General features: G+C 72.9%; 26 protein-coding genes. 10 read left to right on the top strand and 16 right to left on the bottom strand.

Going from position 1 to position 23070, the window contains the following annotated elements; translation table 11 throughout:
• Positions 1-138 precede the first annotated feature (138 nt).
• The 4 genes from FHS22_RS14035 to FHS22_RS14020 form a co-directional block, all read right to left on the bottom strand.
• Complete coding sequence (locus tag FHS22_RS14035; RefSeq protein WP_184941797.1) at positions 139-756, bottom strand: FMN reductase; 618 nt, start codon at positions 754-756, stop codon at positions 139-141.
• Entirely contained in the window at positions 753-1901 is a 1149-nt protein-coding gene (locus tag FHS22_RS14030) for an LLM class flavin-dependent oxidoreductase (protein ID WP_184941796.1), read from the bottom strand. The genes FHS22_RS14035 and FHS22_RS14030 overlap by 4 nt, the downstream gene beginning before the upstream one ends.
• Before the next feature lie 311 nt (positions 1902-2212).
• Entirely contained in the window at positions 2213-3778 is a 1566-nt protein-coding gene (locus FHS22_RS14025) for a pectate lyase family protein (RefSeq protein WP_184941794.1), read from the bottom strand.
• 336 nt (positions 3779-4114) lie between these two features.
• The gene (locus FHS22_RS14020) at positions 4115-4525 is read right to left on the bottom strand and encodes a nuclear transport factor 2 family protein (RefSeq protein WP_184941792.1); all 411 of its coding nucleotides are present in this window, start codon (positions 4523-4525) and stop codon (positions 4115-4117) included.
• 95 nt (positions 4526-4620) lie between these two features.
• On the opposite strand from FHS22_RS14020, the gene FHS22_RS14015 reads away from it, so the two are divergent.
• Positions 4621-5223 carry a TetR/AcrR family transcriptional regulator gene (locus FHS22_RS14015; protein WP_338047743.1) on the top strand — a complete coding sequence of 201 codons (603 nt, stop codon included), beginning with the start codon at positions 4621-4623 and terminating at the stop codon, positions 5221-5223.
• 85 nt (positions 5224-5308) lie between these two features.
• Here the strand turns inward: FHS22_RS14015 and FHS22_RS14010 are convergent, their stop codons facing one another.
• Positions 5309-5794 carry an SRPBCC family protein gene (locus FHS22_RS14010; protein WP_184941789.1) on the bottom strand — a complete coding sequence of 162 codons (486 nt, stop codon included), beginning with the start codon at positions 5792-5794 and terminating at the stop codon, positions 5309-5311.
• Positions 5791-6126: an ArsR/SmtB family transcription factor gene (locus FHS22_RS14005; protein ID WP_184941788.1), complete on the bottom strand. Its 336-nt coding sequence runs from the start codon at positions 6124-6126 to the stop codon at positions 5791-5793. Before FHS22_RS14005 ends, FHS22_RS14010 begins: the two co-directional genes overlap by 4 nt.
• A gap of 225 nt (positions 6127-6351) precedes the next feature.
• On the opposite strand from FHS22_RS14005, the gene FHS22_RS14000 reads away from it, so the two are divergent.
• The 5 genes from FHS22_RS14000 (at position 6352) to FHS22_RS13980 (ending at position 10619) form a co-directional block, all read left to right on the top strand.
• Positions 6352-7254, top strand: a complete 903-nt coding sequence (locus FHS22_RS14000) for an ABC transporter ATP-binding protein (protein WP_184941786.1) — start codon at positions 6352-6354, stop codon at positions 7252-7254.
• A 13-nt stretch (positions 7255-7267) separates the two neighbouring features.
• Positions 7268-7963, top strand: a complete 696-nt coding sequence (locus FHS22_RS13995; protein WP_184941784.1) for an ABC transporter permease — start codon at positions 7268-7270, stop codon at positions 7961-7963.
• Positions 7964-7966: 3 nt separating this feature from the next.
• Positions 7967-9142 carry a sensor histidine kinase gene (locus FHS22_RS13990; protein WP_184941783.1) on the top strand — a complete coding sequence of 392 codons (1176 nt, stop codon included), beginning with the start codon at positions 7967-7969 and terminating at the stop codon, positions 9140-9142.
• On the top strand, positions 9135-9776 hold the full coding sequence (locus tag FHS22_RS13985; RefSeq protein ID WP_184941781.1) for a response regulator: 642 nt from the start codon (positions 9135-9137) through the stop codon (positions 9774-9776). Before FHS22_RS13990 ends, FHS22_RS13985 begins: the two co-directional genes overlap by 8 nt.
• Before the next feature lie 519 nt (positions 9777-10295).
• On the top strand, positions 10296-10619 hold the full coding sequence (locus FHS22_RS13980) for an STAS domain-containing protein (protein WP_184941779.1): 324 nt from the start codon (positions 10296-10298) through the stop codon (positions 10617-10619).
• A 45-nt stretch (positions 10620-10664) separates the two neighbouring features.
• On the opposite strand, the gene FHS22_RS13975 is transcribed toward FHS22_RS13980, so the two are convergent.
• The 3 genes from FHS22_RS13975 to FHS22_RS13965 are packed head-to-tail and all read right to left on the bottom strand — an operon-like array spanning position 10665 to position 13706.
• A complete protein-coding gene (locus tag FHS22_RS13975) occupies positions 10665-11288 on the bottom strand; it encodes a response regulator (RefSeq protein WP_184941777.1) in 624 nt (207 codons plus the stop codon).
• Positions 11285-12550 (bottom strand): sensor histidine kinase, encoded by a 1266-nt coding sequence (locus FHS22_RS13970; protein WP_184941775.1) that lies wholly within the window; start codon positions 12548-12550, stop codon positions 11285-11287. Before FHS22_RS13970 ends, FHS22_RS13975 begins: the two co-directional genes overlap by 4 nt.
• Positions 12551-12563: 13 nt before the next feature.
• Complete coding sequence (locus FHS22_RS13965) at positions 12564-13706, bottom strand: DUF418 domain-containing protein (protein WP_184941773.1); 1143 nt, start codon at positions 13704-13706, stop codon at positions 12564-12566.
• A gap of 245 nt (positions 13707-13951) precedes the next feature.
• Here FHS22_RS13965 and FHS22_RS13960 point away from each other — a divergent pair, with 245 nt between their 5' ends.
• Positions 13952-14365, top strand: coding sequence for a VOC family protein (locus FHS22_RS13960; protein WP_184941771.1), 414 nt, complete (start codon positions 13952-13954; stop codon positions 14363-14365).
• A 31-nt stretch (positions 14366-14396) separates the two neighbouring features.
• Here the strand turns inward: FHS22_RS13960 and FHS22_RS13955 are convergent, their stop codons facing one another.
• Complete coding sequence (locus FHS22_RS13955; RefSeq protein WP_184941769.1) at positions 14397-15425, bottom strand: saccharopine dehydrogenase family protein; 1029 nt, start codon at positions 15423-15425, stop codon at positions 14397-14399.
• A gap of 113 nt (positions 15426-15538) precedes the next feature.
• Here FHS22_RS13955 and FHS22_RS13950 point away from each other — a divergent pair, with 113 nt between their 5' ends.
• The gene (locus tag FHS22_RS13950; protein WP_184941767.1) at positions 15539-16501 is read left to right on the top strand and encodes a GlxA family transcriptional regulator; all 963 of its coding nucleotides are present in this window, start codon (positions 15539-15541) and stop codon (positions 16499-16501) included.
• A 49-nt stretch (positions 16502-16550) separates the two neighbouring features.
• Here FHS22_RS13950 and FHS22_RS13945 read toward each other — a convergent pair whose 3' ends face one another.
• Positions 16551-17195: a LuxR C-terminal-related transcriptional regulator gene (locus FHS22_RS13945; RefSeq protein WP_184942097.1), complete on the bottom strand. Its 645-nt coding sequence runs from the start codon at positions 17193-17195 to the stop codon at positions 16551-16553.
• Between the two features lie 41 nt (positions 17196-17236).
• Positions 17237-18574: a sensor histidine kinase gene (locus tag FHS22_RS13940; protein WP_184941766.1), complete on the bottom strand. Its 1338-nt coding sequence runs from the start codon at positions 18572-18574 to the stop codon at positions 17237-17239.
• A gap of 297 nt (positions 18575-18871) precedes the next feature.
• Between FHS22_RS13940 and FHS22_RS13935 the strand changes: the two genes are divergently transcribed.
• Positions 18872-19732: a hypothetical protein gene (locus FHS22_RS13935; RefSeq protein ID WP_184941764.1), complete on the top strand. Its 861-nt coding sequence runs from the start codon at positions 18872-18874 to the stop codon at positions 19730-19732.
• Between the two features lie 23 nt (positions 19733-19755).
• Here FHS22_RS13935 and FHS22_RS13930 read toward each other — a convergent pair whose 3' ends face one another.
• On the bottom strand, positions 19756-20367 hold the full coding sequence (locus tag FHS22_RS13930; RefSeq protein WP_184941762.1) for a WHG domain-containing protein: 612 nt from the start codon (positions 20365-20367) through the stop codon (positions 19756-19758).
• 89 nt (positions 20368-20456) lie between these two features.
• Here FHS22_RS13930 and FHS22_RS13925 point away from each other — a divergent pair, with 89 nt between their 5' ends.
• Entirely contained in the window at positions 20457-21083 is a 627-nt protein-coding gene (locus tag FHS22_RS13925) for an NAD(P)-dependent oxidoreductase (RefSeq protein WP_184941760.1), read from the top strand.
• A gap of 8 nt (positions 21084-21091) precedes the next feature.
• Here FHS22_RS13925 and FHS22_RS13920 read toward each other — a convergent pair whose 3' ends face one another.
• From FHS22_RS13920 to lgt, 3 genes are all read right to left on the bottom strand, one after another.
• Positions 21092-21544 (bottom strand): iron chaperone, encoded by a 453-nt coding sequence (locus FHS22_RS13920; RefSeq protein WP_184941758.1) that lies wholly within the window; start codon positions 21542-21544, stop codon positions 21092-21094.
• Positions 21545-21722: 178 nt separating this feature from the next.
• Entirely contained in the window at positions 21723-22079 is a 357-nt protein-coding gene (locus FHS22_RS13915; protein WP_184941756.1) for a LysR substrate-binding domain-containing protein, read from the bottom strand.
• A 113-nt stretch (positions 22080-22192) separates the two neighbouring features.
• On the bottom strand, positions 22193-23053 hold the full coding sequence (gene lgt / locus FHS22_RS13910) for a prolipoprotein diacylglyceryl transferase (RefSeq protein WP_184941754.1): 861 nt from the start codon (positions 23051-23053) through the stop codon (positions 22193-22195).
• Positions 23054-23070: the final 17 nt, after the last annotated feature.

The following is a 23070-nucleotide window of genomic DNA, read 5'->3' as shown; positions in this document are numbered from 1 at the left end:
CACGACCAGGCAAACCGTAACATGCGGCAATTAGGTTAGCCTAACCTCATGATTCTGCGGTCGTCGGCCGCCCTCGACTGCATCTGCGGACGTCGCGGTCAGGCCGCTTCCCCGCCGGCGACCGCGCCTGATGCGGTGTCACAGACCGGCCAGGAGCGTGCCGAAGGGCGGGGGATCGTCGAACGGGTCGGCGACGGCGGCCCGCGGCCGCTGCGCGACCAGTGCGGCCAGCTCGCCGGCGGCGCGCCGGACGCGGTCGCTCAGCGCCGCGCCGGTCCGGTCGCCGCCGGCCCAGTCCTCCGACGCGGCGAACACGGCGGTGGGTGTGACGACGGCCCGCAGGTAGGCGAACAGGGGCCGCATCCCGTGTTCGAGGGCCAGCGAGTGCCGGGCGGTTCCGGCGGTCGCGCCCATCAGCACGGGCTTGCCGGTCAGCGCCTCCTTGTCGAGCACGTCGAAGAAGGTCTTGAACAGGCCGCTGTAGGAGGCGGAGAAGATCGGTGTGACGGCGATCAGCCCGTCGGCGCCGGTCACCGTGTCGACGGCCGTCCGTAGAGCGGTGTTCGGGAAGCCCGTGACGAGGTTGTCGGCCAGGTCGCGGGCGTGTCCCCGCAGCTCGACGACCTCGACGGCGGCGGCGAGGTCCAGCGCGGCCAGCGCCTCGACGCCGGCCTGCGCGAGCCGGTCGGCCAGCAGCCGGGTGGAGGAGGGGACCGACAGGCCGGCGCTGACGACGGCGAGGGTGCGCGTGCTCATCGGGCCTGCACCTCCTGGCCGGCCCGGCCGGTCACGGTGTCGGCGGTCGTGTGCACGGTGGCGTCCCTGGCGCCGCCCGCCGCGGCGACCCGGCCGGCATGGGTGGGCGCGTCGGGAACGTGGGCGGGCTTGAGCGCGGCGAACTCCTTGCGCAGCACCGGCACGACCTCCTCGCCGAGGATGTCGAGCTGCTCCAGGACGGTCTTCAGCGGCAGGCCCGCGTGGTCGATGAGGAACAGCTGCCGCTGGTAGTCGCCCACGTAGTCGCGGAAGCCCAGGGTGCGGTCGATGACCTGCTGCGGACTGCCCACGGTCAGCGGCGTCTCGCGCATGAACTCCTCCAGCGACGGGCCGCGGCCGTAGACCGGGGCGTCGTCGAAGTAGGGGCGGAACTCGCGGACCGCGTCCTGGCTGTTCCTGCGCATGAACACCTGCCCGCCGAGGCCGACGACGGCCTGGTCGGCCGAGCCGTGGCCGTAGTGCTCGAAGCGCCGCCGGTAGAGGCCGACCATCCGCCGGGTGTGCTCCTTGGGCCAGAAGATGTGGTTGTGGAAGAAGCCGTCGCCGTAGTAGGCGGCCTGCTCGGCGATCTCGGGGCTGCGGATGGAGCCGTGCCAGACGAACGGCGGCACGCCGTCGAGGGGCCGCGGAGTCGAGGTGAAGCCCTGCAGCGGAGTGCGGAAGCGGCCCTGCCAGTCGACCACGTCCTCGCGCCACAGCCGGTGCAGCAGGGCGTAGTTCTCGACCGCGAGCGCGATGCCGTCGCGGATGTCCTGGCCGAACCAGGGGTAGACCGGGCCGGTGTTGCCGCGGCCCAGCATGAGGTCCACGCGGCCGCCGGCGAGGTGCTGCAGCATCGCGTAGTCCTCGGCGATCTTCACCGGGTCGTTGGTGGTGATCAGTGTGGTGGCCGTGGAGAGCTGCAGCCGCTGCGTCCGCGCGGCGATGTAGCCCAGTGTGGTGGTGGGCGAGGAGGAGAAGAACGGCGGGTTGTGGTGCTCGCCGAGCGCGAACACGTCCAGGCCGACCTCCTCTGCCTTCTCGGCGATCGTGACGACCGCCCGGATCCGCTCGGCCTCACCGGGCGCCCGCCCGGTCGTGGGGTCGGTGGTGATGTCGCTGACCGAAAAGACACCGAACTGCATGACATTCCTCGTCCACGTAGATGACCCATCATGTACGCTTCGGCCAACGTATATGACGCATCATTTATTTCGCGGGCGGCGCTCCTCCGCCCGGAGGCGAGGGCCGTACGGCGTGCGCGGGCCTCGGTGCTTCCCGCGCCCGGGCGGCCGGGTCTCCGGCGCCGGCACGGAACCGGGGGCCGTCGGATCCGACGGCCCCCGGTTCGGGTGATCAATGGCGGGCGGCGCTCACCGCGCCGGCGCCGGGTGCGTTTCCGCCGTCCGGCGGGTCCGGGGCGGACCGGACCCGGGCGGGCGGCGGGACCGCGCCGCTATCCGGCGTAGGTCTCGTACTCGGCGACCTTCGGCGTACCGGTCGAGCCGGTGATCTCGAAGGTGAGCTTGCGCAGCGAGGTCCGGGCGAAGGTGATGACGCCCGCCCCGCTGCCGGAGGTCAGGACGGCGCCGGTGTCGCCGTTGACGACCCTCCAGGTCTTGATGCCGCCCGCGGAGCCCGACGCCTCCCTGATGTTGATCTTGGACACCGCGGTGGCGGAGCCCCACTTGATCGAGATGGAGCCGGTCGAGCCGGCCGGCGACCAGTAGGTGCTCATGGAGCCGTCCCGCACGTTGCCGTAGCTCGTCCCGGAGGCCTTGCTGGAGCCGTCGGAGCCGGCCCCGATGCTGAGGTTGGTCCCGCTGGGCTGGGTGGACGTCGGCGTCGGCGTCGGCGTGGCCGTCACGGTGGGCGTCGGCGTGGCCGTCACGGTGGGCGTGGGGGTCGGCGTCTGCGGCGAGCAGCTGCCGTTCGACACCTTCAGTCCCTTGCCGGCTCCCGCCGTCTGGCTCACGATGCTCGGCACGCAACCGGCCGCGTCGAGGCTGTAGGAGTAGGGGATGCTGACCGTGGTGTTGGACTGCGGGTCGGGACCGGCGGGCTTGTTGTCGGTGCCGGGGCTGGACCAGGTCACGTTGTCGAAGATGTTGCCGCTGACCTGCCAGTAGCCGGCCGCGTCGGTGTAGAACGTGCCCAGGACGTCCTTGGAGTTCTTGAAGTAGTTGTTGTCGACCTTGGCGCGGGCCCCGGCGCGGGAGTTGATGCCGGACTCGTTGAGGCTGACGTAGTGGTTGTTGTAGATGTGGGCGATGCCGCCGCGCAGCAGGGGCGTACGGGAGTCGATGTTCTCGTACAGGTTGTGGTGGTACGTGATGAAGCCGTTGCCGGTGTCGCTCTCGCTGGACCCGACGAGGCCGCCGCGGCCGGAGTTGCGCAGGGTGCTGTAGGACAGGGTCACGTACCGGACGTCGTCCTTCATGTCGAAGAGGCCGTCGAAGCCCTCCGACTCCCCGCCCGACGCCTCCAGGGTGACGTGGTCGACCCAGACGTTGCGGACCGTGCTCTCCATGCCGATGGCGTCACCGCCGTTGGACGTGGGGGAGCCCGACTTCTTGACGTTCCGGACGGTCACGTTCTGGATGATGATGTTGCTGGAGTCGCGGATGTGGATGCCCAGCTGGTCGAAGACGGCTCCGCCGCCGACTCCGACGATCGTGACGTTGCTGATCTGCTTGAGCTCGATCAGCCCGGCGGCGGTGTTGCAGCTGGAGCCCGACACCTTGGCGGTGTTGGCGTGGTTGATGGTGCCCTCGACCTCGATGATGATCGGGGTGCTGCTGCTGGCCCGGCCGCACAGGGCCGCGTGGATCGCGGTCCCCGTGGTGGCGCGCACCGTCTGCCCGCCCGCACCGCCGGTGGTCCCGCCGTTCTGGGTCGCGTAGCCGGTGGCGCCGCCGGCCGCCGCCGACGCCGCGGGCATCGACAGGACCACACCGGCCGCGGCCGCCATGGCCGTCGTTGCCAGTGCCGCGGAGAGTCGCAGGGCGACTGGTCGTCTCATTCTGGCCTTCCTTCGCTGGGGGGTGCTGCTGCGTACCGTGGCCGTTCCGGCGGGCCGCCGAGGCCGCCGACCTGTCGTCGGAGCGGCGGCGACCCATGCCGAAGTCGCCGCAGGTGCTGCGATGGCCGCTTCACCGGGCTGGTCGTGGTAAAGTAGGAAAGCGCTTTCCATCCGGGAGAATAGGATGGCTCCCATCGGCTTGGCAAGACCGCGGGAGCCGGAAATCCATCGGGCCGCCTCAGGCGGCGGGTCGGCGGGTGCTCGGGGTGCGCGTCCCCCGTCGTTCGGCCGAGCCGTGGATCCGGGGCCCGGGGTGGCCGGATGGAGGAGGCGGGGTCATGGCCCGGTGGCGCCGCCGTCCGAGGCGGGAATCGTGCGGGTCAACTGGGTGGCTCGGCGGAGCCGCCCGTCGTCGGCGAGCCGGCCGAACATGTGGATCTCTGTGCTGATGACGTTCCCCCTGCGCATGGACGCGGTCAGCCGGTAGCGTGCGGCGACGCGGTCACCGCTGACGAGTGCCTCGTCGACCTCGACGCGGACGGCGGCGGCGCGCCTGCGGCCGGAGTGGACATGGTCGAGCAACCGCTGCCGGTCCAGGAGGATCCCGTCGTTGACCAGCTCGTAGTCCGGCGTGTGATAGCGGTCCATGACCGTTCCCGGTTCCTCGTCGCCGAAGGTGATCTCCTCGGCGTACCGGGTCAGGTAGCCCGCCAGATCGGTCGCGGGCGTGAGGTGTGCGCTGGACATGCGTGCCTCCGGGTGTCGAGGGAGGAGTGCGCTCGCCGCCCACTCAACTCTTACATCCGTGTCAAATGTATTCCCTTGCACTATCCTTGACAACCGTGTCTGAGAAAACTGGCGAGGGACGCCGGCGGCGCCGGGCGGATGCTCACCGCAGCGCCGCCGCCGTCCTCGACGCGGCGGTGCGCGTGCTCGGCAGGCGGCCCGAGGCCGGGCTGGAGGAGGTCGCGACCGCGGCGGGAGTGACCCGTCAGACCGTCTACGCCCATTTCCCGTCGCGGCGGGTGCTGCTGGACGCAGTGATGGACCGGATCACCGCCGAGGTCGTCGCCGCGATCGTCGCCGCGGACCTCGACGCCGGTTCGGCGGCCGACGCCCTCATGCGGTGGCTCGACACGAGCTGGCGCATTTTCGAGCGCTACCCGCTCCTGATGCACCCGTCGGTCGCGGTGACCGACCCTGCGGAGTCCCGCGAACGGCACCGGCCGATCAACGACCGGCTGCACCGGCTGATCTGCCGTGGCCAGGACACCGGGGAGTTCGACCGCGTGCTCTCGCCGGCCTGGCTCCTGACCGCCACGATGGCCTTGGGGCACGCCGCCGGCGACGAGGTCGCCGCCGGCAGGCTGACCTCCGCGCAGGCCGGTGCCGCGCTGCGCAGAAGTGTCCTGCGCCTGTACCGCGCGCCTCGCACCGACGGATGATCGCCGGGCGCCGCCCGGCGTGTCGCCGGGTGCGCGGTGGAACGGCCGGCGACCCTTCGGGGGACTGCCCGCGGCGCCGCGGGCGTCAGAGGGCCTTGACGAGGGCGACGAGCTGGTCGAGCGCCGCGCCCCAGCCCTCGACGAAGCCCATGTCCGTGTGCTTCTTGTTGTCCTCGGGCGTCTGGTGCATGGCGACGGCCCGGTAGCGGGTGCCGCCGGAGCCGTTCGGCCGGAGCTCGATGATCGCGGTGAAGACCATCTCGCCGGACTGCGGACGGTAGCCGGGCGCCAGGGCGCTGGTCCACACCAGCCGCTCGTTCGGGACCACCTCGAGGTAGCAGCCGGCCCCGTCGAACTCCGTGCCTTCGGGCGAGCGCATCACCGTGCGGAAGACGCCGCCGGGACGGAGGTCGATCTCGCAGTGCGGCGTCTCGAAGGGCTTGGGCGCGAACCACTGCTTGAGGAGGTCCGGCGTGGTCCACGCCTTCCAGACGAGCTCGGGCGCCACGTCGACCTCCCGGTCGAGCTCGATGTCGAGGTTCGGGTCGAGGGTGTGCGGGGTGAAGCTCATGGTTGCTCCTTCAGGTCGGTGAGAAAGCGGTCGAGTTGGTCGAGGCGCCGCTCCCAGGTGCGGCGCTGCTCCGCCAGCCAGCCGCCGGCGACCTCCAGGGCGGCGGGGGCGAGCCGGTAGGTCCGCACCCGCCCCTGCTTGGCCGAGGTCACCAGCCCCGCGCGCTCCAGCACCGTCAGGTGCTGGGTGAACGACGGGAGCGCCATGTCGAACGGCTTGGCCAGCTCCGAGGTGGCGGCCGGCCCCGAGACGAGCCGTTCGATCACCTTGCGTCGCGTCGGGTCGGCCAGTGCCTGGAAGACCTGGTCGAGCCGCGCCTGTTCATTAGGCACATACCTAAGTATGCAGCTGCCCCATGCTTAGGTCAATACCTAAGTATTGGGCAGCGGAGCGGGACGCGGCCGGCCTGCCTCCCGGCACCGCGGGACGCTCCCGGGAGCACCCGCCTCCCGCCGACGGCATCAACCGTTCGGTGGATTTCCGGATCGGCACCATTCGCGGACGAGTATGACCGGCAGGTCGATTCGCCTCGGGCGCGACCGGAAGATGCTTGATCCATGGCAGTCATCGAAGTCACAGACCTCCGCAAGAGCTACGCGGACCTGACGGTCCTGGACGGGGTGTCCTTCTCCGTGGAGGAGGGCGAGATCTTCGGCATCCTCGGTCCCAACGGCACCGGCAAGACCACCACCGTGGAGTGCGTGGAGGGCCTGCGGCGGCCCGACGGCGGGTCGATCAGGGTCCTCGGGCTCGACCCGGTCAAGGACGCGCGCAAGGTGCACGAGCTGATCGGGGTGCAGCTCCAGCAGACCCAGCTGCCGGAGAACATCAAGGTCTGGGAGGCCCTCGACCTGTACGCCTCCTTCTACGCGAACCCGCGCGACTGGCGGGAGCTGCTGGAGGAGTGGGGGCTGGCCGGCAAGCGCGACGCCCGCTTCGGCAAGCTGTCCGGCGGTCAGCAGCAGCGGCTGTTCATCGCGCTGGCACTGGTCGGCAACCCGCGGGTGGCCTTCCTGGACGAGCTGACCACGGGCCTGGACCCGCAGGCCCGCCGTACCACCTGGGAACTGGTCAAGCGGGTCCGGGCGAGCGGGGTGACGGTGGTGCTGGTCAGCCACTTCATGGACGAGGTGGAGGAGCTGTGCGACCGCGTCGCCGTCTTCAACCGCGGCAGGGTCGTGGCGGTCGACACCCCGGCCGGGCTGGTCGGCGGCGAGCACCGGATGCGGTTCACGCTGATGGCGGGGGACACGAGCGGCACGGCCGGCCTGGAGAACCTGCCCGAGGTGATCGACGTGTCCCGGGAGGGGACCCGGGTGGTCGTCACCGGCCGGGGCGACTTCGCCACGGCGGTGACCGCGCACCTGGCCCGCCACCACGTCCTGGTCAGTGACCTCCGCATCGACAAGCGCACCCTGGACGACGCCTTCGCCGCCCTGACCGGCCGGTCCTTCGAGTAAAGGAATTCTGATCATGATGAAGCTCGCCGTCGTCGAGGCCAAGCTGCTGACCCGGGAGCCCGGGGCGCTGTTCTCGCTGCTCATCCCGCTGTTCATCCTGGTGGTGTTCGGAAGCTCGATCGAGCCGGGCGACACCGTGCTGCTGCCGATGGCGCTGGCCATCGCCGTGGGGATGGTGGGCCTGTACCTGCTGCCCACCACCCTGGCCACCTACCGCGAACGGGGGATCCTGCGCAGGTTGTCCGCCACGCCGGTGCGCCCGGGGAACATGCTGGTGGTGCAGGTGCTCCTGCAGCTCGTCCTCGCGGTGACCGCCTGCGGCCTGCTGCTGGCCGTCGCGGGCACCGTCCTCGGCGCCCACCTGCCCACCGGGGTGCCGTCCGCCGTGCTGGTGTTCCTCCTCGGTACGGCGAGCATGTTCGCCATCGGCCTGCTCATCGCGGCGCTGGCGCCCAACGGCCGGGCCGCCAACGGCATCGGGGTCCTGCTGTACTTCCCGATGGCCTACCTCGCCGGGCTCATGCAGCCCAAGGACCAGATGCCCGCTATGGTGGCCCGCATCGGGGAGTACACCCCCCTGGGTGCTTTCGGGCAGAGCATGCGGGAGGTCTGGGCGGGTGCCGCTCCCAGCCCCCTGCTGCTGGGGGTGCTGGCCGGCTACGCCCTGGTCGTCAGCATCGCGGCGGCCACGTTCTTCCGCTGGGAGTGACGGATGACCGGCCGGCTCGACCGATGGGAACGGCTGCTGGAGCGCCAGATGGCGGCCGCGCCGTACGTCCTGCTGGTGGTCTCCGCGGTGCTCTCCCTGCTGACCGGCGGAAACCCCTGGATCACCCTCGGCCTCGCCGCTCTCGCGGCCGCCTGGATGCGGCTGGCGCCGCGGGGCGTGGCCGCAGGCGCGGTCTACGTGGCGGGGCTGGTGGTCCTGATCGGCGCGCTCTGCACGCAGGGAGTGTGGTTCGCGAGCTTCTTTGGCTTCGTCGGATTCCTGCACTCCTGGCAGTACCTGAAGGGGACGTGGCGGGCGGCCGGGGTGAGCGCCACGGCGGCGATCAGCGTCGCGGCCTACGGCGGGGGCCTGCCCGAGCCCACCCCGTCCGCGATCTTCACCTACCTGTTCTTCACCGCCGCCATCGTCGGGGGAGTGAGTCTGTTCAGCTTCGTCGGAGAGGTCACCGCCGAGCGGAGCGACGAGCGCAGGCGCATGGTGGTGCGGCTCGAAGAGGCCATGCGGGAGAACGCCGGACTCCAGGCCCAGCTCCTGGTCCAGGCCCGCGAGGCGGGCGTGCTCGACGAACGGCAGCGCATGGCGGCCGAGATCCACGACACCCTCGCCCAGGGCCTGACCGGCATCATCACCCAGCTCCAGGCCGCCAGGCAGGCCGACGACTGGCGGCGTCACGTGGACAACGCGGTACGGCTGGCCCGGGAGAGCCTCGCCGAGGCCCGGCGCTCGGTGCACGCGGTGGGACCCGGCCAGCTGGAAGCGGCGCCGCTGCCCGAGGCGCTGCAGGACGTCGTGGCCCGCTGGGGCGAACTCAACGGGGTGCGTGCGGACTTCACCGCCACTGGTACGGTCCGTCCCATGCACCCGGAGATCGAGGAGACATTGCTGCGCACGGTGCAGGAGGCCCTGGCCAACGCCGCCAAACACGCCGGCGCCTCCCGGGTCGGCGTGACCCTGTCCTACATGGAGGACGTGGTCACCCTGGACGTCCGCGACGACGGCGCCGGGTTCGACCCCGAGCGCGTGCGCGACGGCGGCGGCTTCGGCCTGGCGTCGATGCGCCGGCGGGTGAGCCGCCTGGCGGGCACGCTGGAGATCGAGTCCGAGCCCGGCGCGGGCACCGCGATCTCGGCGAGCGTTCCGGCGGTGGCCCGTGGCTGAGCCCCCCGTCCGGCTGCTGATCGCCGACGACCACCCCATCGTGCGCGACGGAATCCGGGGCATGTTCGCCGGCGACCCGGAGTTCGAGGTGCTCGGCGAGGCCGGAGACGGCGCGCAGGCCGTCGAGCTCGCGCAGGCGTTGAACCCGGACGTGATCCTCATGGACCTGCGCATGCCGGGGACGGACGGCGTCACCGCCATCAAGGAACTCGCCCGGCGGGGCAACGCGGCCCGCGTCCTGGTCCTGACCACCTACGACACCGACCGGGACGTCCTGCCCGCCATCGAGGCCGGAGCCACCGGCTACCTCCTGAAGGACACCGGCCGCGACGAGCTCGTCCGGGCCGTGCGGACGGCGGCGCGGGGCGAAGCCGTGCTCTCCCCGTCGGTCGCCACCCGCCTCCTCGGCCGGGTCCGCACCCCCGCCGACCCGCTGAGCGCCCGGGAACTGGAGGTCCTCCGGCTCATCGCCGAGGGCGCCACCAACCGCGAGACGGCCGCGCGCCTGTTCATCAGCGAGGCCACGGTCAAGAGCCACGTGCTGCACATCTACACCAAACTCGGCGTCAACGACCGCGCGGCCGCCGTCGCCACCGCCTTCCGGCGCGGTCTGCTCACCCTGGACAACGGCTGACCGGACCGGCGCCGGCCCCCGCGGAGCCCGGGACACGCCGCCGCTGAAAGAGGCAGGGCGGTTCACCGGACAGGCCCGTTTCCGAAGGGGTCCCGCCCGCCGCCGGCTTCCGGAGCCGAGCCGTGGCGGCGATCCTTTTCCGGGCAAGGTACAGTGTGAGTACCGAGGATATTTCGAGCGTTGGCAGTCAAGCCGGCGTCACCCGCGGCGATCGACCGCTTTCGGCCCCTTCGAGGGCCTGGACGGGCCAGGCGACCATGACGCCGACGCTTCTTTCTCATCTCACACGGCTGAACACCGCCGCCACCGCGGGTCCCACCGTCGGCTCCGAGGTCCGCAGCACCCCGGACCCCTTTCCCGGCCGGCGGGACACCCCGGACGGGGCGCGGTGGCCGTACCCGCGTGACGCCGCGGCCGAACCGACCGGGCTCATCGCCGCCGACCGGCGGCCGGCCGCCCGAGCGTGACCACACGCCGCCCGGCGCCGCGTCCTCTTCTCTTCTCTGATCGGAGAACCCCATGACCATCATCGACACACGCCCACTCGACCTGGCCGGTCCGTCGGCTCCGACCACCGTCCACCTGTCCGGTGAGATCGACCTCCACACCCGGGGAGCGCTTCGCGAGCGGCTGCTGGCCGTGCTGCGCTACAGCACGAGCCTGCTCGTGCTCGACCTGTCGGAGGTGTCGTTCTGCGACGCCTGCGGCCTGTCGGTCCTGGTCGGCATCCAGCGCCGCGCCAGAGAGCAGGGCGTCACCCTCCTGCTGAGCGCGCCCCGCCCGCACATGTCCCGGATCCTGCGCATCACCGGCCTGGACCGCAGCCTGCCGACGGCGGCGTGACGAGACGCGCGCCCGTCCCCGCCCGCCGCGGCGGGCGCCGGAGCGTCACGGCAGCAGACCCCGGCGGTAGGCGGCGGCCACGGCCGCGGCCCGGTCGGAGACGCCCAGCTTCGTATAGATGTGCGCCAGGTGGGTCTTCACCGTCGTCTCGCTGATGAACAGCGCCGCCGCCGCCTCCTTGTTGGTGGAGCCGCGCGCGACCAGGGAGAGCACGGTCCGTTCGCGCTCGCTCAGCCCGGCGGGGGCGGGCGTGCGGACCCGGTTGAGCACCCGGGCGGCCACCGCGGGGGACAGCACCGTCTCTCCCGCCGCCGCCGCCCGCACGGCGCGGAAGACCTCCTCGCGCGGGGAGTCCTTGAGCAGGTAGCCGATCGCGCCCGCGGTCAGCGCGGGCAGCACGTCGTCGTCGCCGTCGTAGGTGGTCAGAACCAGCACGCGGGCCGAGGGCACCCGTTCCGCCAGCAGCCGGATGAACTCCGCTCCGCCGAGGCCGGGCATGCGCAGGTCGGTCAGCACGACGTCGGGACGCTCCCGCGCGACCACGGCCAGCCCCCGCTCCCCGTCCTCCGCCTCGCCCACGACCTCCAGGTCGGCCTGCTCCACGAACATGCCCCGCAGTCCGTCCCGCACGACGGGGTGGTCGTCCACGATCACCAGCCGTACGCTCATGTCGCCTCCCTCCCGGCCTCGGCGGAGACCGCGGGGACCGTCACGCTGACCGCGGTTCCCTGACCGGGCGCGGACTCCACCTCGAGGCTCCCGGCGAGCCTGACGACCCGCTGCCGCATGGCGGTGAGCCCGAAGCCTCCGGCCCCGGAGTCCTCGCCGCCCGTTCCGGAGGGGGTGAACCCCACCCCGTCGTCCCGGATATCGGCCACCAGCACATCCTCCATGTACGACAGGGTCACACCGGCCTTGCGGGCCTGGGCGTGCCGGGCCACGTTGGCCAGCGCCTCCTGCACGGCCCGGTACACGGTCACCTCGACCTCGGGATGCAGCAGCCGGGCGGTACCGGTGACGGTGAGCGCGGCGGGCAGCTCGTGCGCGGCGCTCCAGTCGGAGACCAGCGCCGACAGCGCCTCGGGCAACCTGCTGTCCGCCAGCGGCCCGGGGCGCAGGCCGTCCAGGGAGCGGCGGACCTCGGTCAGGCTCTCCCTGGCGAGGTTCCGCGCGACGGCCAGCCGCCGCCGCACCGCCTCGGCGTCGCTCGCGGCCTCCTCGGCGGCTTCGAGCTGCGTGACGATGCCCGCCAGTCCCTGCGCGACGGTGTCGTGGATCTCCCGGGCCAGCCGGCCCCGCTCCCCGGCCACACCGGTCTGGCGGGCCGCGGCCAGCAGCCTGCCCTGCAGCTCGGCGTTCTCCTCCCCGAGCCGGGCGAGGCGGAGGTTCGCGCCCTCCAGTTCCCGGTTGGCGTCCTCCAGCGCCTGGTTGGCCGCGCGCCGGCGTCCGACCTCGCCCTCCAGCGTTCTGATGCTCCAGCCGATGAACGCCGCCAGCGTCCCTCCGGCGAGCGCCGACGCGATCGGCCAGGGGTCCTCGGCGTCCAGCAGGGCGGCCGGGCCGCCGACGACGACGAGCGCCGTGGCGGCCACCCCGAGGTAGGCGTGGCGGCCGGGAAGCGTCGCGAAGGCCGTGGGGAAGCCCGCCACCACCAGGAGCGTGTACGCCGGGTGGCGCGAGGACAGCACCCAGGCCAGCGCGAGGAACCCGGCGAAGTAGACCGCCATCGGCACCGGCGCCCGCTCCGGCCACCCGGGGTGCGCCAGCACCATCCACCAGTGCCACACCGCCACGGCGGCGGCCGTCGCGAACGTGACGGCCCGCTCGTACGGCGGTGCCGACGGGTCGGCCACCGCGATCAGGGTCACCGCTCCGAGGACGCCCAGCGGCAGGGTGCGCCATGCCCTGTCCCAGTCGTGAACCCGCAGCACGTCGCCCTCGCTCTCACCGGCGCGGATAGGCCAGGCGCCGCAGCAGCGCCTCGGCGGGTCCGCGCATCCCGGCCCTGCGCATGAACTCGGCCGCGACCACCGTCGCGGCCCACGTGCCGACCGCCAGCGCGACCGTGGCAGCGGATCCCAGCCATCCGCCCAGCCCGATCGTATAAGGGGGCAGAAGCGCCACGAACACCACCGACTGGAGAAGGTAACTCGTCATCGAGCGCTGGCCGCAGGCCGACAGCGCGGTCACCAGCGGCCCGCGCCGCGTCCCGATCCGCCGCGCGAGCAGGGCGATCAGGGCCGCGTACCCCAGGCCGGCGGCGATGCCGGTCACCATGTGGACGGCGTTGAGCGCCATCACCGTGACGGGACCCTCCACGTCGAGGAAGCCGGTCGCGGTCAGGCCCACGGGCAGCCCGCCGAGCGTCCCGGCGAGCGGTCCCCACACCGCGGCCCGCCGCAGCAGCCCGTCCGGCGCGGACAGGAGATCCCGCCGTCCCGCCCAGACGCCCACGAGCCCGGCGGTGAACACGCCCGTCATCCCGACCGGGGTCATCAGCCACTCGATCGGCCGCAAGGTCAGCGCCGTCAGCGGGTCCTCGGCCGCGAGCGACCAGAAGATGGTCCGCTCCTGCGTGGCCCGGGGCGTGTTGTAGGCCAGGGCGGACAGCAGGGCGACGGGGACGAGCCAGACGCCGGCGAGGACCAGCAGGGTGCGGTCGCGCACGCGCAGCAACCGGACGATCGCGAGCCCGAGCAGTCCGTAGACCCCGAGCACGTCCCCGGAGAACAGCAGCACGGCGTGGACCGCCCCGAACAGCAGCAGCCACAGGCTCCGCCGCTTCAGGACCCGCCGCCCCTCCTCCTCGTCGCGCCGCCGGTTCCAGATCTGCACCATGCCATAGCCGAACAGCGCGGCGAACATCGGGTAGGCCCGGCCGTCCACGAACGTCATGGTCAGTGCCGCGGTCACCCGGTCCGGCAGGCCGTGCTCGATGACGTGCTGCCGCATGCCGTACGGGCGGCCGTACAGGTAGAGGGCGGAGTTGGCCACGGCGATCAGCGCCAGCATGACCCCTCGGGCGAGGTCGGGGGCGAGTTGTCGCTCGCCTTCCCGGACCGGCCGCAGTCCCGGTGTGGAAACCATGTCTCTCCTCGGTTCGACGGGTTCTCACCGAGTGTGCGAGAAGGGCACCGGCCGCCGGATCATGCGATCGTGCGCAATCCGGCGGCAGACGGACGACCGCCGCCATCCTCCGTTCGGAGGATGGCGGCGGGCAGCGGCCGCCGGGTGGACGGCCGGTCGAACCGGTCAGGAATGAAGAAGCGGCGGCCGCGGGGCCGTCCTAGCCTGGTTTCCGCGGGCAGCACCGAGCACAGAGGAGACAAGGCATGAAAGCGCACGTGAGCTCGATCCTTCTCGGCGTCCGGGACATGGAGCAGTCCAAGCGGTTCTACACGGAGGGCCTCGGCTGGAAGATCCAGCAGGACTACGGCGTCTCGGTCTTCTTCGAGCCGGACGGCGGCACGCCCGTCGGCTTCTACGGCCGCGAAGGCCTGGCCGACCAGGTGGGCACGAGCCCGGAGGGCGGCGGCTTCAGCGGGCTGGTCCTCACCTACGTGGTCCGCAGCGAGGCGCGGGTCGACGAGATCATGGAGGAGGCCGCGAAGGCCGGCGCCGCGATCCTCAAGCCCGCCGGCCCCCTGGCGTGGGGCGGGTACGGCGGTTCCTTCGCGGACCCCGACGGCTACATCTGGAGCCTCGGCTACAGCGCCCAGGGAGAGGACCAGCCCTACGCGGAGTAGCACCGGACAAGGCCCCGGGGCGGTCCGGCCGCTACGGGTGCAGCTCCAGGGAGATGTGCGGCGACAGCGCGCGGAGGAAGTCGGGCGCGTCGAAGATCTCTCCGGCGGAGGCGACACCGGCCGTCCTGGTCCGCCCGGTGAGGATGCGGTCGACCGCCTCCACCACGAGCGGCGCGGTGACGGCGTAGATGTCCCGGCCCCTGGCCACGGCGCGCCGTTCGTCGCCGGCGGAGCGCACGACGACGTCGACGAGGAAGGTCTGCGCCGACCGCCCCAGCTCGTCGGCCGGCTCCGGCTCCGGTGTGTCCGGGGCCGACAGGTCCCTGGCCGCCTCGACCGTCATGTAGGTGCACACCTCGGGGATGGACAGGTGGCTGGGAACCGTGACGACGTCGGCCATCGTGAACTCCCCGATGACGGCCCGGGGGCCCACCGGGTCGGGGAAGGGCCACTCCAGGGTCGGCGGGTCGTCATGGCGGTACTCCAGCCGGCCGTCCGTGTAGCGGACGCGCCGGCCGTCCCGGCGCCGCCGGGAGACCGCGCCCGCGGCGCGCGTCCCGGCGGTGGGGTGCCAGCCGCTCAGCCCGTAGGCGATGTGCGCCTCGTCCGCCTCCGTCCAGTCGCCCATCGCGGCGGTGGTCAGCAGGTCGCCGAGGCCGCCGTAGAAGGCCATCGCCGGGACGATCACCGCTCCCGCGGCGCGGGAGCGTTCCGCGAAGTGCGTGAACGTGTCGGCGTTGGCCTCGATCTCGGCCGCCACGTCCACGTACGGGATCCCGGCGCGCAGTGCCGCCTCGATCACGGGGGCGGCCGTCACGGCGAAGGGGCCGGCGCAGTTGACCACGGCCGCCGCGCCGGCCAGCGCGCGGTCGAGCGAGGCCGGGTCGTCGACCGACGCCGGGCGGGCCTCCAGCCCGGATCCGGACGCCGACGCCTTCAGCTTGCCGGCGTCGCGCCCGGACAGGACCGGGACGAACCCGCGGCGCCGCAGCTCCGCCACCACGAAGCGCCCGGTGTGCCCGTACGCGCCGAACACCGCCACCATGAGCCCTGATCCCACGGGTTCTCCTCCCGGTCCGGATGATCTGCTGCTGCGATCTGCCGTGAACATCCTGGCAAGGGCCGGTTCTCCCGACGAGTGTCCGGAACGCCATCACCCATACAATTCCGGACATGAGCACTGTCGCGGTGGCCGTCACCGACGGAATGCTGCACTTCGAGCTGTCCCTGGCGTGCGAGGTCTTCGGGGCCGCCCCCACCGGCGCGGCCGGTCCCTGGTACAGCGTCCTCGTCTGCGGACCGGCCGCCGTGCGGGTCGGCCGGTTCCGGCTGGAGCCCGACCACGGTCTCGACCGGCTTCCGCATGCCGACACCGTGATCGTGCCGGGCTGGGCCGACATCGACGTGGATCCACCCGCCGACCTGGTCGACGCGGTGCGCGCGGCCCACGAGGCCGGCGCGCGTGTGGCCTCCCTCTGCACGGGCGCGTTCGTGCTGGCCGCCGCCGGCCTGCTGGACGGCAGGCGCGCGACCACGCACTGGGCGCACGCCCGGGACCTGGCCGTCCGCCATCCCCGGGTGGAGGTGGACCCGGACGTCCTGTACGTGGACAACGGCAGCGTCCTCACCTCCGCGGGCAAAGCCGCCGCCATGGACCTGTGCCTGCACCTGGTCCGCCTCGACCACGGGTCGTCGGTCGCCAACGCGCTCGCCCGCCGCCTGGTCGTGCCGCCGCACCGGGACGGCGGCCAGGCCCAGTTCGTCACCACCCCGGTGCCCGCCCCGGGCAACCACCCGCTCGCCGACCTGCTCCCCTGGGTGATCGAACGGCTGGACCGCCCGCTGACCGTGGAGGACCTGGCCCGCCGGGCGCGGATGAGCTCGCGCAACCTGGGCCGGCACTTCAGGTCGGTGACCGGCACCACCCCGCTGCAGTGGCTGCTGACCCAGCGGATCCGCCACGCCCAGGAGCTGCTGGAGACCACCGACGACAGCGTCGACGCCATCGCGGAGGCCACCGGCATGGGCACCGCCACGACGCTGCGCCGGCACTTCAACCGCACGGTCGGCGTGCCCCCGGACAACTACCGCCGCACCTTCCGCTCGCGGACCCGCCCCGGCGCGGACGGCGGGTGACGGGCGGGCCCAGCGCGATGCCGGCGGATCCGGAGCGGACGTGCCGCCGTCAGGCTCCGAGGTAGGCGAGGACGGCGAGCACCCGACGGTGCCGGGAGTCGTCGGGCGGCAGGCCGAGCTTGGTGAAGACATTGCCGATGTGCTTCTCCACCGTGCTGGCGGAGACCACCAGCCGCTCGGCGATGGCCGTGTTGGAATGCCCCTCGGCCATCAGCGCCAGGAGCTGCCGTTCACGCGAGGTCAGCGCCTCCAGGGCGTCGTCCCGGCGCTGCCCGGCCAGCAGTTGCGCGACGACCTGCGGGTCGAGCACCGTCGCGCCCCGGGCGACCCGGTCGAGGGCGTCCAGGAACTCCTCCACCCGGGAGACCCGGTTCTTCAGCAGGTACCCGACCGAGCCGGAGCCGTCCGCGAGCAGATCACCGGCGTAGGACGCCTCCACGTACTGGCTGAGCACGAGCATGGGGGCGCCGGGCAACCGCGAGCGGGCCGTGATCGCCGCGCGCAGGCCCTCGTCCGTGTAGGCCGGCGGCATCCGCACATCGACGATCGACACGTCCGGGCGGTGTTCGAGCACGGCCTCGACCAGGGCCGGACCGTCACCGACCGCGGCCACCACCTGATGGCCGTCCTCGGTGAGCAGGCGGACCAGGCCCTCGCGCAGCAGTACCGCGTCGTCGGCCAGGACGATCCGCAGCGGACCGCGGGCCGTGCGGTCCGGCGGTGGGCCGGGCGGGTTCAGCGGCACGGCAGTTCCGCGGTGATCGTCGTCGGGCCGCCGCGGGGACTGGTGATCCGCAGCCGGCCGCCGGCCGCGTGCAGGCGGTCCTCCAGCCCCCGCAGTCCGTGCCCCTTGTCCAGCGCGGCGCCGCCCACTCCGTCGTCCGTCACCCAGACCCGCAAGGTCCCCTCCCCGTGGCGCAGCCCGATCGTGCACCGGTCGGCGCGGCTGTGCTTGGCCACGTTGGTCAGAGCCTCGGCGACCACGAAGTACGCGGCCGTCTCGACGGCGGCGGCCGGCCGGCGGTCCAGGGGGCCGGCATCGAGGTCGACGGGTACGGTCGAGCGCGCCGCCAGGGCGGTGAGCGCCGCGCGCAGGCCGCGGTCGGCGAGGATCGGCGGTGCGATCCCCCGCGACAGGGCGCGCAGCTCCTCCAGCGCCTCCTCGGTCTGGACGATCGCGTCGGCGAGTGCCGAGCGGACGGCCTCCGGCCTGCTGTCGAAGTGGTACTGGGCGCGGCCCAGTTCCATCGCCAGCCGGACCAGCCGCTGCTGGGGCCCGTCGTGGATGTCGCGTTCGAGCCGGCGCAGCGCGGTCGCCTCGGCCGCCACCGCGGCGGCCTGCGCGCGGGAGGCGCCACGCTCCCGCTCCGGTCCGCTGGTCCTGCGGCGCGACGCGGACGCGCCGGACAGCAGGGCCCGCCCCAGTCCGGCATGGACGGCGACACACGCCCGGGTCGCCAACGGCAGGGTGGACAGCAGCAGCAGGCCGACCGCGGTCCCGAAGGCGAGCCGCTCGGCCGGTGACGTCAGCCCCAGGCTCAGGGCGATGTGGGATCGGGCGTCGCCCACGGTCAGGGTCATGGGCTCCATCCGCCCGGCGGACGAGTAGAGGTTGCGCAGGGCGGACGTGCCGCCGCCGAGGCCGGCGAACCACCACAGCACCGTCGTCACCGAGGTGACCAGAGCGACGGGGAGCATCACCACCGAGTGCGCCACGCCGAGCCACAGCCCCGGGCCGGACGCGGCGGCGGTCTCCTCCGGCCCCCGCCGCCGGCCCGCGCCGTCCGTCCCGGCGGCCGGTGGAAGCACCTTGGCGATCCGCCACCGCTCGATGCCGGCGGACCACCGCACCGGCGCCAGAGCACCGGCGACGATCGGCGATCCGCCCGGCAGCAGCAGGCCGACCGCTCCGGCGCACAGACCGGCGAGCACCAGCAGCAGGCCGGCCGCGGCGGTCACCGGCGCGGTGAGCAGGTACAGCGACTCCACGATCGTGCGACGCCCCATGCGGAAGACGGATCTGGCGTCCGGCCGCCACCGGCGCCGGACCGCAGAGGGGAACGATCCGGTCATGGCCCCAGCCTAATCCGGAGTTCCGGGGCGAGTCCGGACACCGGCATGATCGCGGGCGCGCCGGGACCCGTCCGCTCCGCCCCGGGAGGTGGGGCAGGCCCCACCTCCGAGTGTCCGGCGCACCCCGATGACCGGGCGACCGCCGGTGCGCAATGGTGATCGCAACGACGGCGGCGCCACAACCGCCGGGCGCGCACGAGCGGCCTGCGGGCACGACCGGCTGAGCGGATCCTCTCCGCCGGCGGGCCCGCAGGCCGGTGCGCCTTCCACCCACTCGATCGAGCCGAAGGAGTCTCCTTGCGCACTTCCACGGTCCCGTCGCGATCGGCCGGTCTTCCCGGTCGCGCACTCGCCGTACTCGTCGCCCTCACGGCGGCCCTCGCCACCGCCTTCGTCGTCGCTCCGCGCACACTGGCGGCGAGCGGCCCGGACGGCTTCGCCGACGAACGCGACCTCGGCGGCGCCTTCAGCGAGGCGTTCACCGCGTACTGGGCGTCCGGCGGCCGGGATTTCCCGCCGGGCCTGGAGCGGGTCGTCGACTACTGGTTCCGCTACCACGCGGCCAAGGCCGTGATCGCTGCGACCTTGCTGATCGTGCTCGTCGCGCTCGGCGTTCTCCTCTGGCGGGCGTTCCTGAGGGCCGGCGGTCTCGGGGCGGGGCGGAGGGCCGCCCTCGCGTCGGCCGGCGTTCTCGTCACGATGCTCACGCTGTGCTCGTTGCCGCTGGTGATGGCCAACGTCCAGGGGGCGGTGGCGCCCTTCTCCTCGCTGCTGCCGCTGCTGGCGGCCGGTGAAGCCGGCGGAGAGCTCTCCGGCACGCTCGACCAGGTCAAGCGGCGGCTGGCCGAGTCCCTGGACGCGGGCGGCCGGACTCCGCCCGCCCTGGAGGTGATGATCGGAGACTTCGCCCGGTACCACGTCGCGCTCGCCGCGGTCGCCGCGGTCGTGGCGGCCGTCCTCATCGGCGTGGGCGTCGCGTCGTGGAAGAGGTTCGCGGGAACGGGGCCGTCCGACAGGCGGACGAGGCGCGTGCTGGGGGCGTCCGGCGTCCTCGCGGTGTCGTCGTCGCTGCTCGTGATCGTCGTCGGTGCGGCGAACACGGCCACCGCGGCGGACCCGGCCCCGGCGCTCCTGGCCTTCTTCGAAGGCGGATGGTGACGCGCCTCGGCGGAGGCCCCGGCTCAGGTCTCCGCGGACCGCATGCCCAGGAACAACGTGGCGAGCACCTCTTCCGCCAGGTCGTCCGGGTCGCCGGTGTAGCCCTTCGCCGCGAGCTGGTCGTCGACCACGAGGGAGCTGATGCCGTGCACGGTGGACCACGCCGTCAGCGCCAGCGCCGCCGGGGCGGCGGGGCCGAGGTGGCCGTCGGCCTGCGCGCGCAGGACGGCCGCGTGCAGCACGTCGAAGGCGCGGTCGGACGCCGAGAGCAGATCGGGGTGCTGGGATTTGTCGGCCAGCGACGGATGGGTGAGCACGCGGAAGGTGTTCGGTTCCCGGCGGGCGAAGCCGACGTAGGCCAGGCCCACGGCGCGGAGGGCGGAGAGCGAGTCCCCGGCGGAGTCCGCGGCTTCGGTCAGCGCGGCTGCGAGCCGCTCGTAGCCGACCGCCGCGACGGCGGCCAGAAAGCTCGTCGCCGTCGGAAAGTAGCGCGCCGGGGCGGCGTGGCTGACTCCGGCCATGCGCGCCGCGCTCCGGATGCCCACCGCCTCGACCCCTCCTTCGCCCAGGAGCCGCAGGCCCGCCTCGATCAAGGCTGCCCGCAGGTTCCCGTGGTGGTACGCCCGCTCGGTCACCGGCACCCCTCCTAATGTTGACGCTGTCTAGATAGGCGGCTATCTTCCTATGTTGACACTATCAACTTAGGAAGTCCCATGGAGGTCCGATGAGAGTGGCCCTGCTCGGCGCCACGGGCGCCACCGGCGCCCTGCTGCTCCCGATCCTGGAGCGCGATCACGAAGTGACGGTCCTGGCGCGCCGGCCGGACCGGGTGGCCGCGAGTTCACCGGACACCCGGCTCCACCGGGGCGACGCCACCGACCCGGCGGCCGTCCGCGGTGCCGTCTCCGGCGCCGAGGCGGTGATCACCCTGGTCGCCGCGCCCGGTCGGGGCGCCCCGGGCACCGTGCGCTCCCAGGCCACCGGCGTCCTGCTCTCCGCCGCCCGGGAGGCGGCGCCCGGCGCGCATCTGGTGCTGGTCTCCGCTCTCGGAGGCACCGCCAGCGCCGGGCAGCTCTCCTGGTTCGGCCGGATGGTCTACGCCGCGGCCGTGGGGCGCGAACGGCTGGCCGAGGTCGACCGCCAGGAACGCCTCGTCGCCGGCGCGGCGCTTCCGGCGACGCTGGTGCGACCGCCGAAACTCGACGACGGGCCTGCGACCGGCGCGCTGGAGGTCACCGGGCGGGTCAGGGCGTCGCAGTCGCTGCACCGCGCCGATCTCGCCGGATTCCTCGCCGACGTCATCCACCGCCGGCCCTCGGGGCCGCGTGCGGCGACCGTCGTCTCGAAGTGACGCGCGCCTCAGCCCACCGCCTGCCTCACCAGGGCGGAGATCCGCGCCTCCACCTCGTCCGTCACCTCGGTGAGGGCGAAAGCGGTCGGCCACATCGTGCCCTCGTCCAGCCTCGCCAGGTCGTTGAACCCGAGCGTCGCGTAGCGCGCCTTGAACTTCTCCGCGCTCTGGAAGAAGCAGACGACCTTGCCGTCCCGTGCGTAGGCGGGCATCCCGTACCAGAGCTTCGGTTCGAGGACCGGGGCGTAGGCCTTGACGATGGCGTGGACGCGCTCCGCCATGACCCGGTCCGAGTCCTGCATCTCGGAGATCTTCGCGAGCACGTCCCGCTCCGCCTCCGCAGCCTTGTCCGCACGCGAGCCGCGGCGCGCCGCCTTCTTCTGCTCCTGGGCGTGCTCCTTCATCGCGGCCCGCTCCTCGGCCGTGAACCCCTCGTACGTGCCGCTTCCGGTGCTGCTCATCGTGTTCTCCTCCATCGTTGCCGGTGTGAGACAACAGTGCCCGTACCGATTGATACATCCGCTATGCGATGACGATGCGACGCCTCCGGGGAGGCGGGGGAGGCGGGGACCCCGCCCGTGGGTGCCGGGCCGTGCCCGGCACGGCTCTGACGGCACCGCTCCCACCGCGGTCATGCCCCTACCGCCGATCCGGACGGTCTACCCGGACCAGGTCGAGGAAGGCCGCGGCCGCCGGGGACGGCCGGTTGTCCCAGATCAGGTACTCCGTCCGGGTGGGAGCATCGCGAAGCCGGATGATGCGCAGGTCGGAGAAGCGCGGCGCGTACGCGGCCGGCAGCATGCCCACGCCGAGGCCCTGCCGTACCAGATCGACCATGAAGTCGACGGACGACACCTCGAAGGACACCTCGCGTCGCACCCCGGCGGCCGCGAAGGCCTCGTCCGACTGCGATCGCCCGGCATGGGGAGGACAACGCGTCCGCCACGCCCTTCTTCGTCTCCTCGCGTACGGTACCCGCCAGAGGGCCCCGCGCACCGTTCCCGGCTACGCGCCGGCCGCCGGTGAATGAGACGCGGCGGCCCGCGGACACGGCGGGCCGCCTCTGCTCCGGCGGGCCCGCCGTGTCCGGGCGGCGCCGTCGCGCGGGGTCACGTCACCCCGGCGGGGACCCGTTCGCCGCCCAGAGACTCCTCCGACCGCTTGTTCCGGGCCAGATGGACGTAGGCCATCGCGCCCAGGAACAGGGCGATCGACGTCCACTGGTTCAGCCGCATCCCGAGGATCTCGTTGGCCGGGTCGACGCGCAGGCCCTCGATCCAGAACCGGCCCGCGGTGTAGCCCGCCACGTACAGGGCGAACAGGCGGCCGTGCCGCAGCGCGAAGCGACCGCCGATCCAGACCAGTGCCAGCGCCAGGCCCAGGTTCCACAGCGACTCGTACAGGAACGTCGGGTGGTAGGTGGTGACGCCCGGCACGGTCCCCGGGCGGCCCGCGTCGATGACCAGACCCCAGGGCAGGTCGGTGGGACCGCCGAACAGCTCCTGGTTGAAGTAGTTGCACCACCGGCCGACGGCCTGGCCGATCGCGACGGCCGGGGCCACGGTGTCGGCGACCGCGCTCAGCGTGATGCCCCGGCGGCGGCAGGCGATCCACACGCCCACCCCGCCCAAGGCGATGCCGCCCCAGACGCCCAGGCCGCGCCAGCCCGGCCCGGAGTCGCTCCAGATCAGGATCGCGTCGATCGGCCGGTTGGGGGCGTCGGGCCCGAAGTACAGCTGCCAGTCGGTGATGACGTGGTACAGCCGTGCGCCCACGATGCCGAACGGGAGCCCCCAGGTCGCCAGGTCGACCATGGTTCCCGGAGCCCCGCCGCGGTTCCGCCAGCGGCGCTCGGCGACGACGACGGCCACGACGACACCGAGCATGATGCAGACCGTGTAACCGCGGATGGGCAGCGGCCCCAGGTGCCAGACCCCTTCGGAGGGGCTGGGAATGAGCGCGAGCGACATGGCAGGCACGCTAGTAC

Origin of the sequence: Thiemannella venezuelensis, from assembly GCF_014203605.1 — a bacterium.
Taxonomy (GTDB): domain Bacteria; phylum Actinomycetota; class Actinomycetes; order Streptosporangiales; family Streptosporangiaceae; genus Planomonospora_A; species Planomonospora_A venezuelensis.
This window is presented reverse-complemented; position numbering and strand designations above follow the sequence as displayed.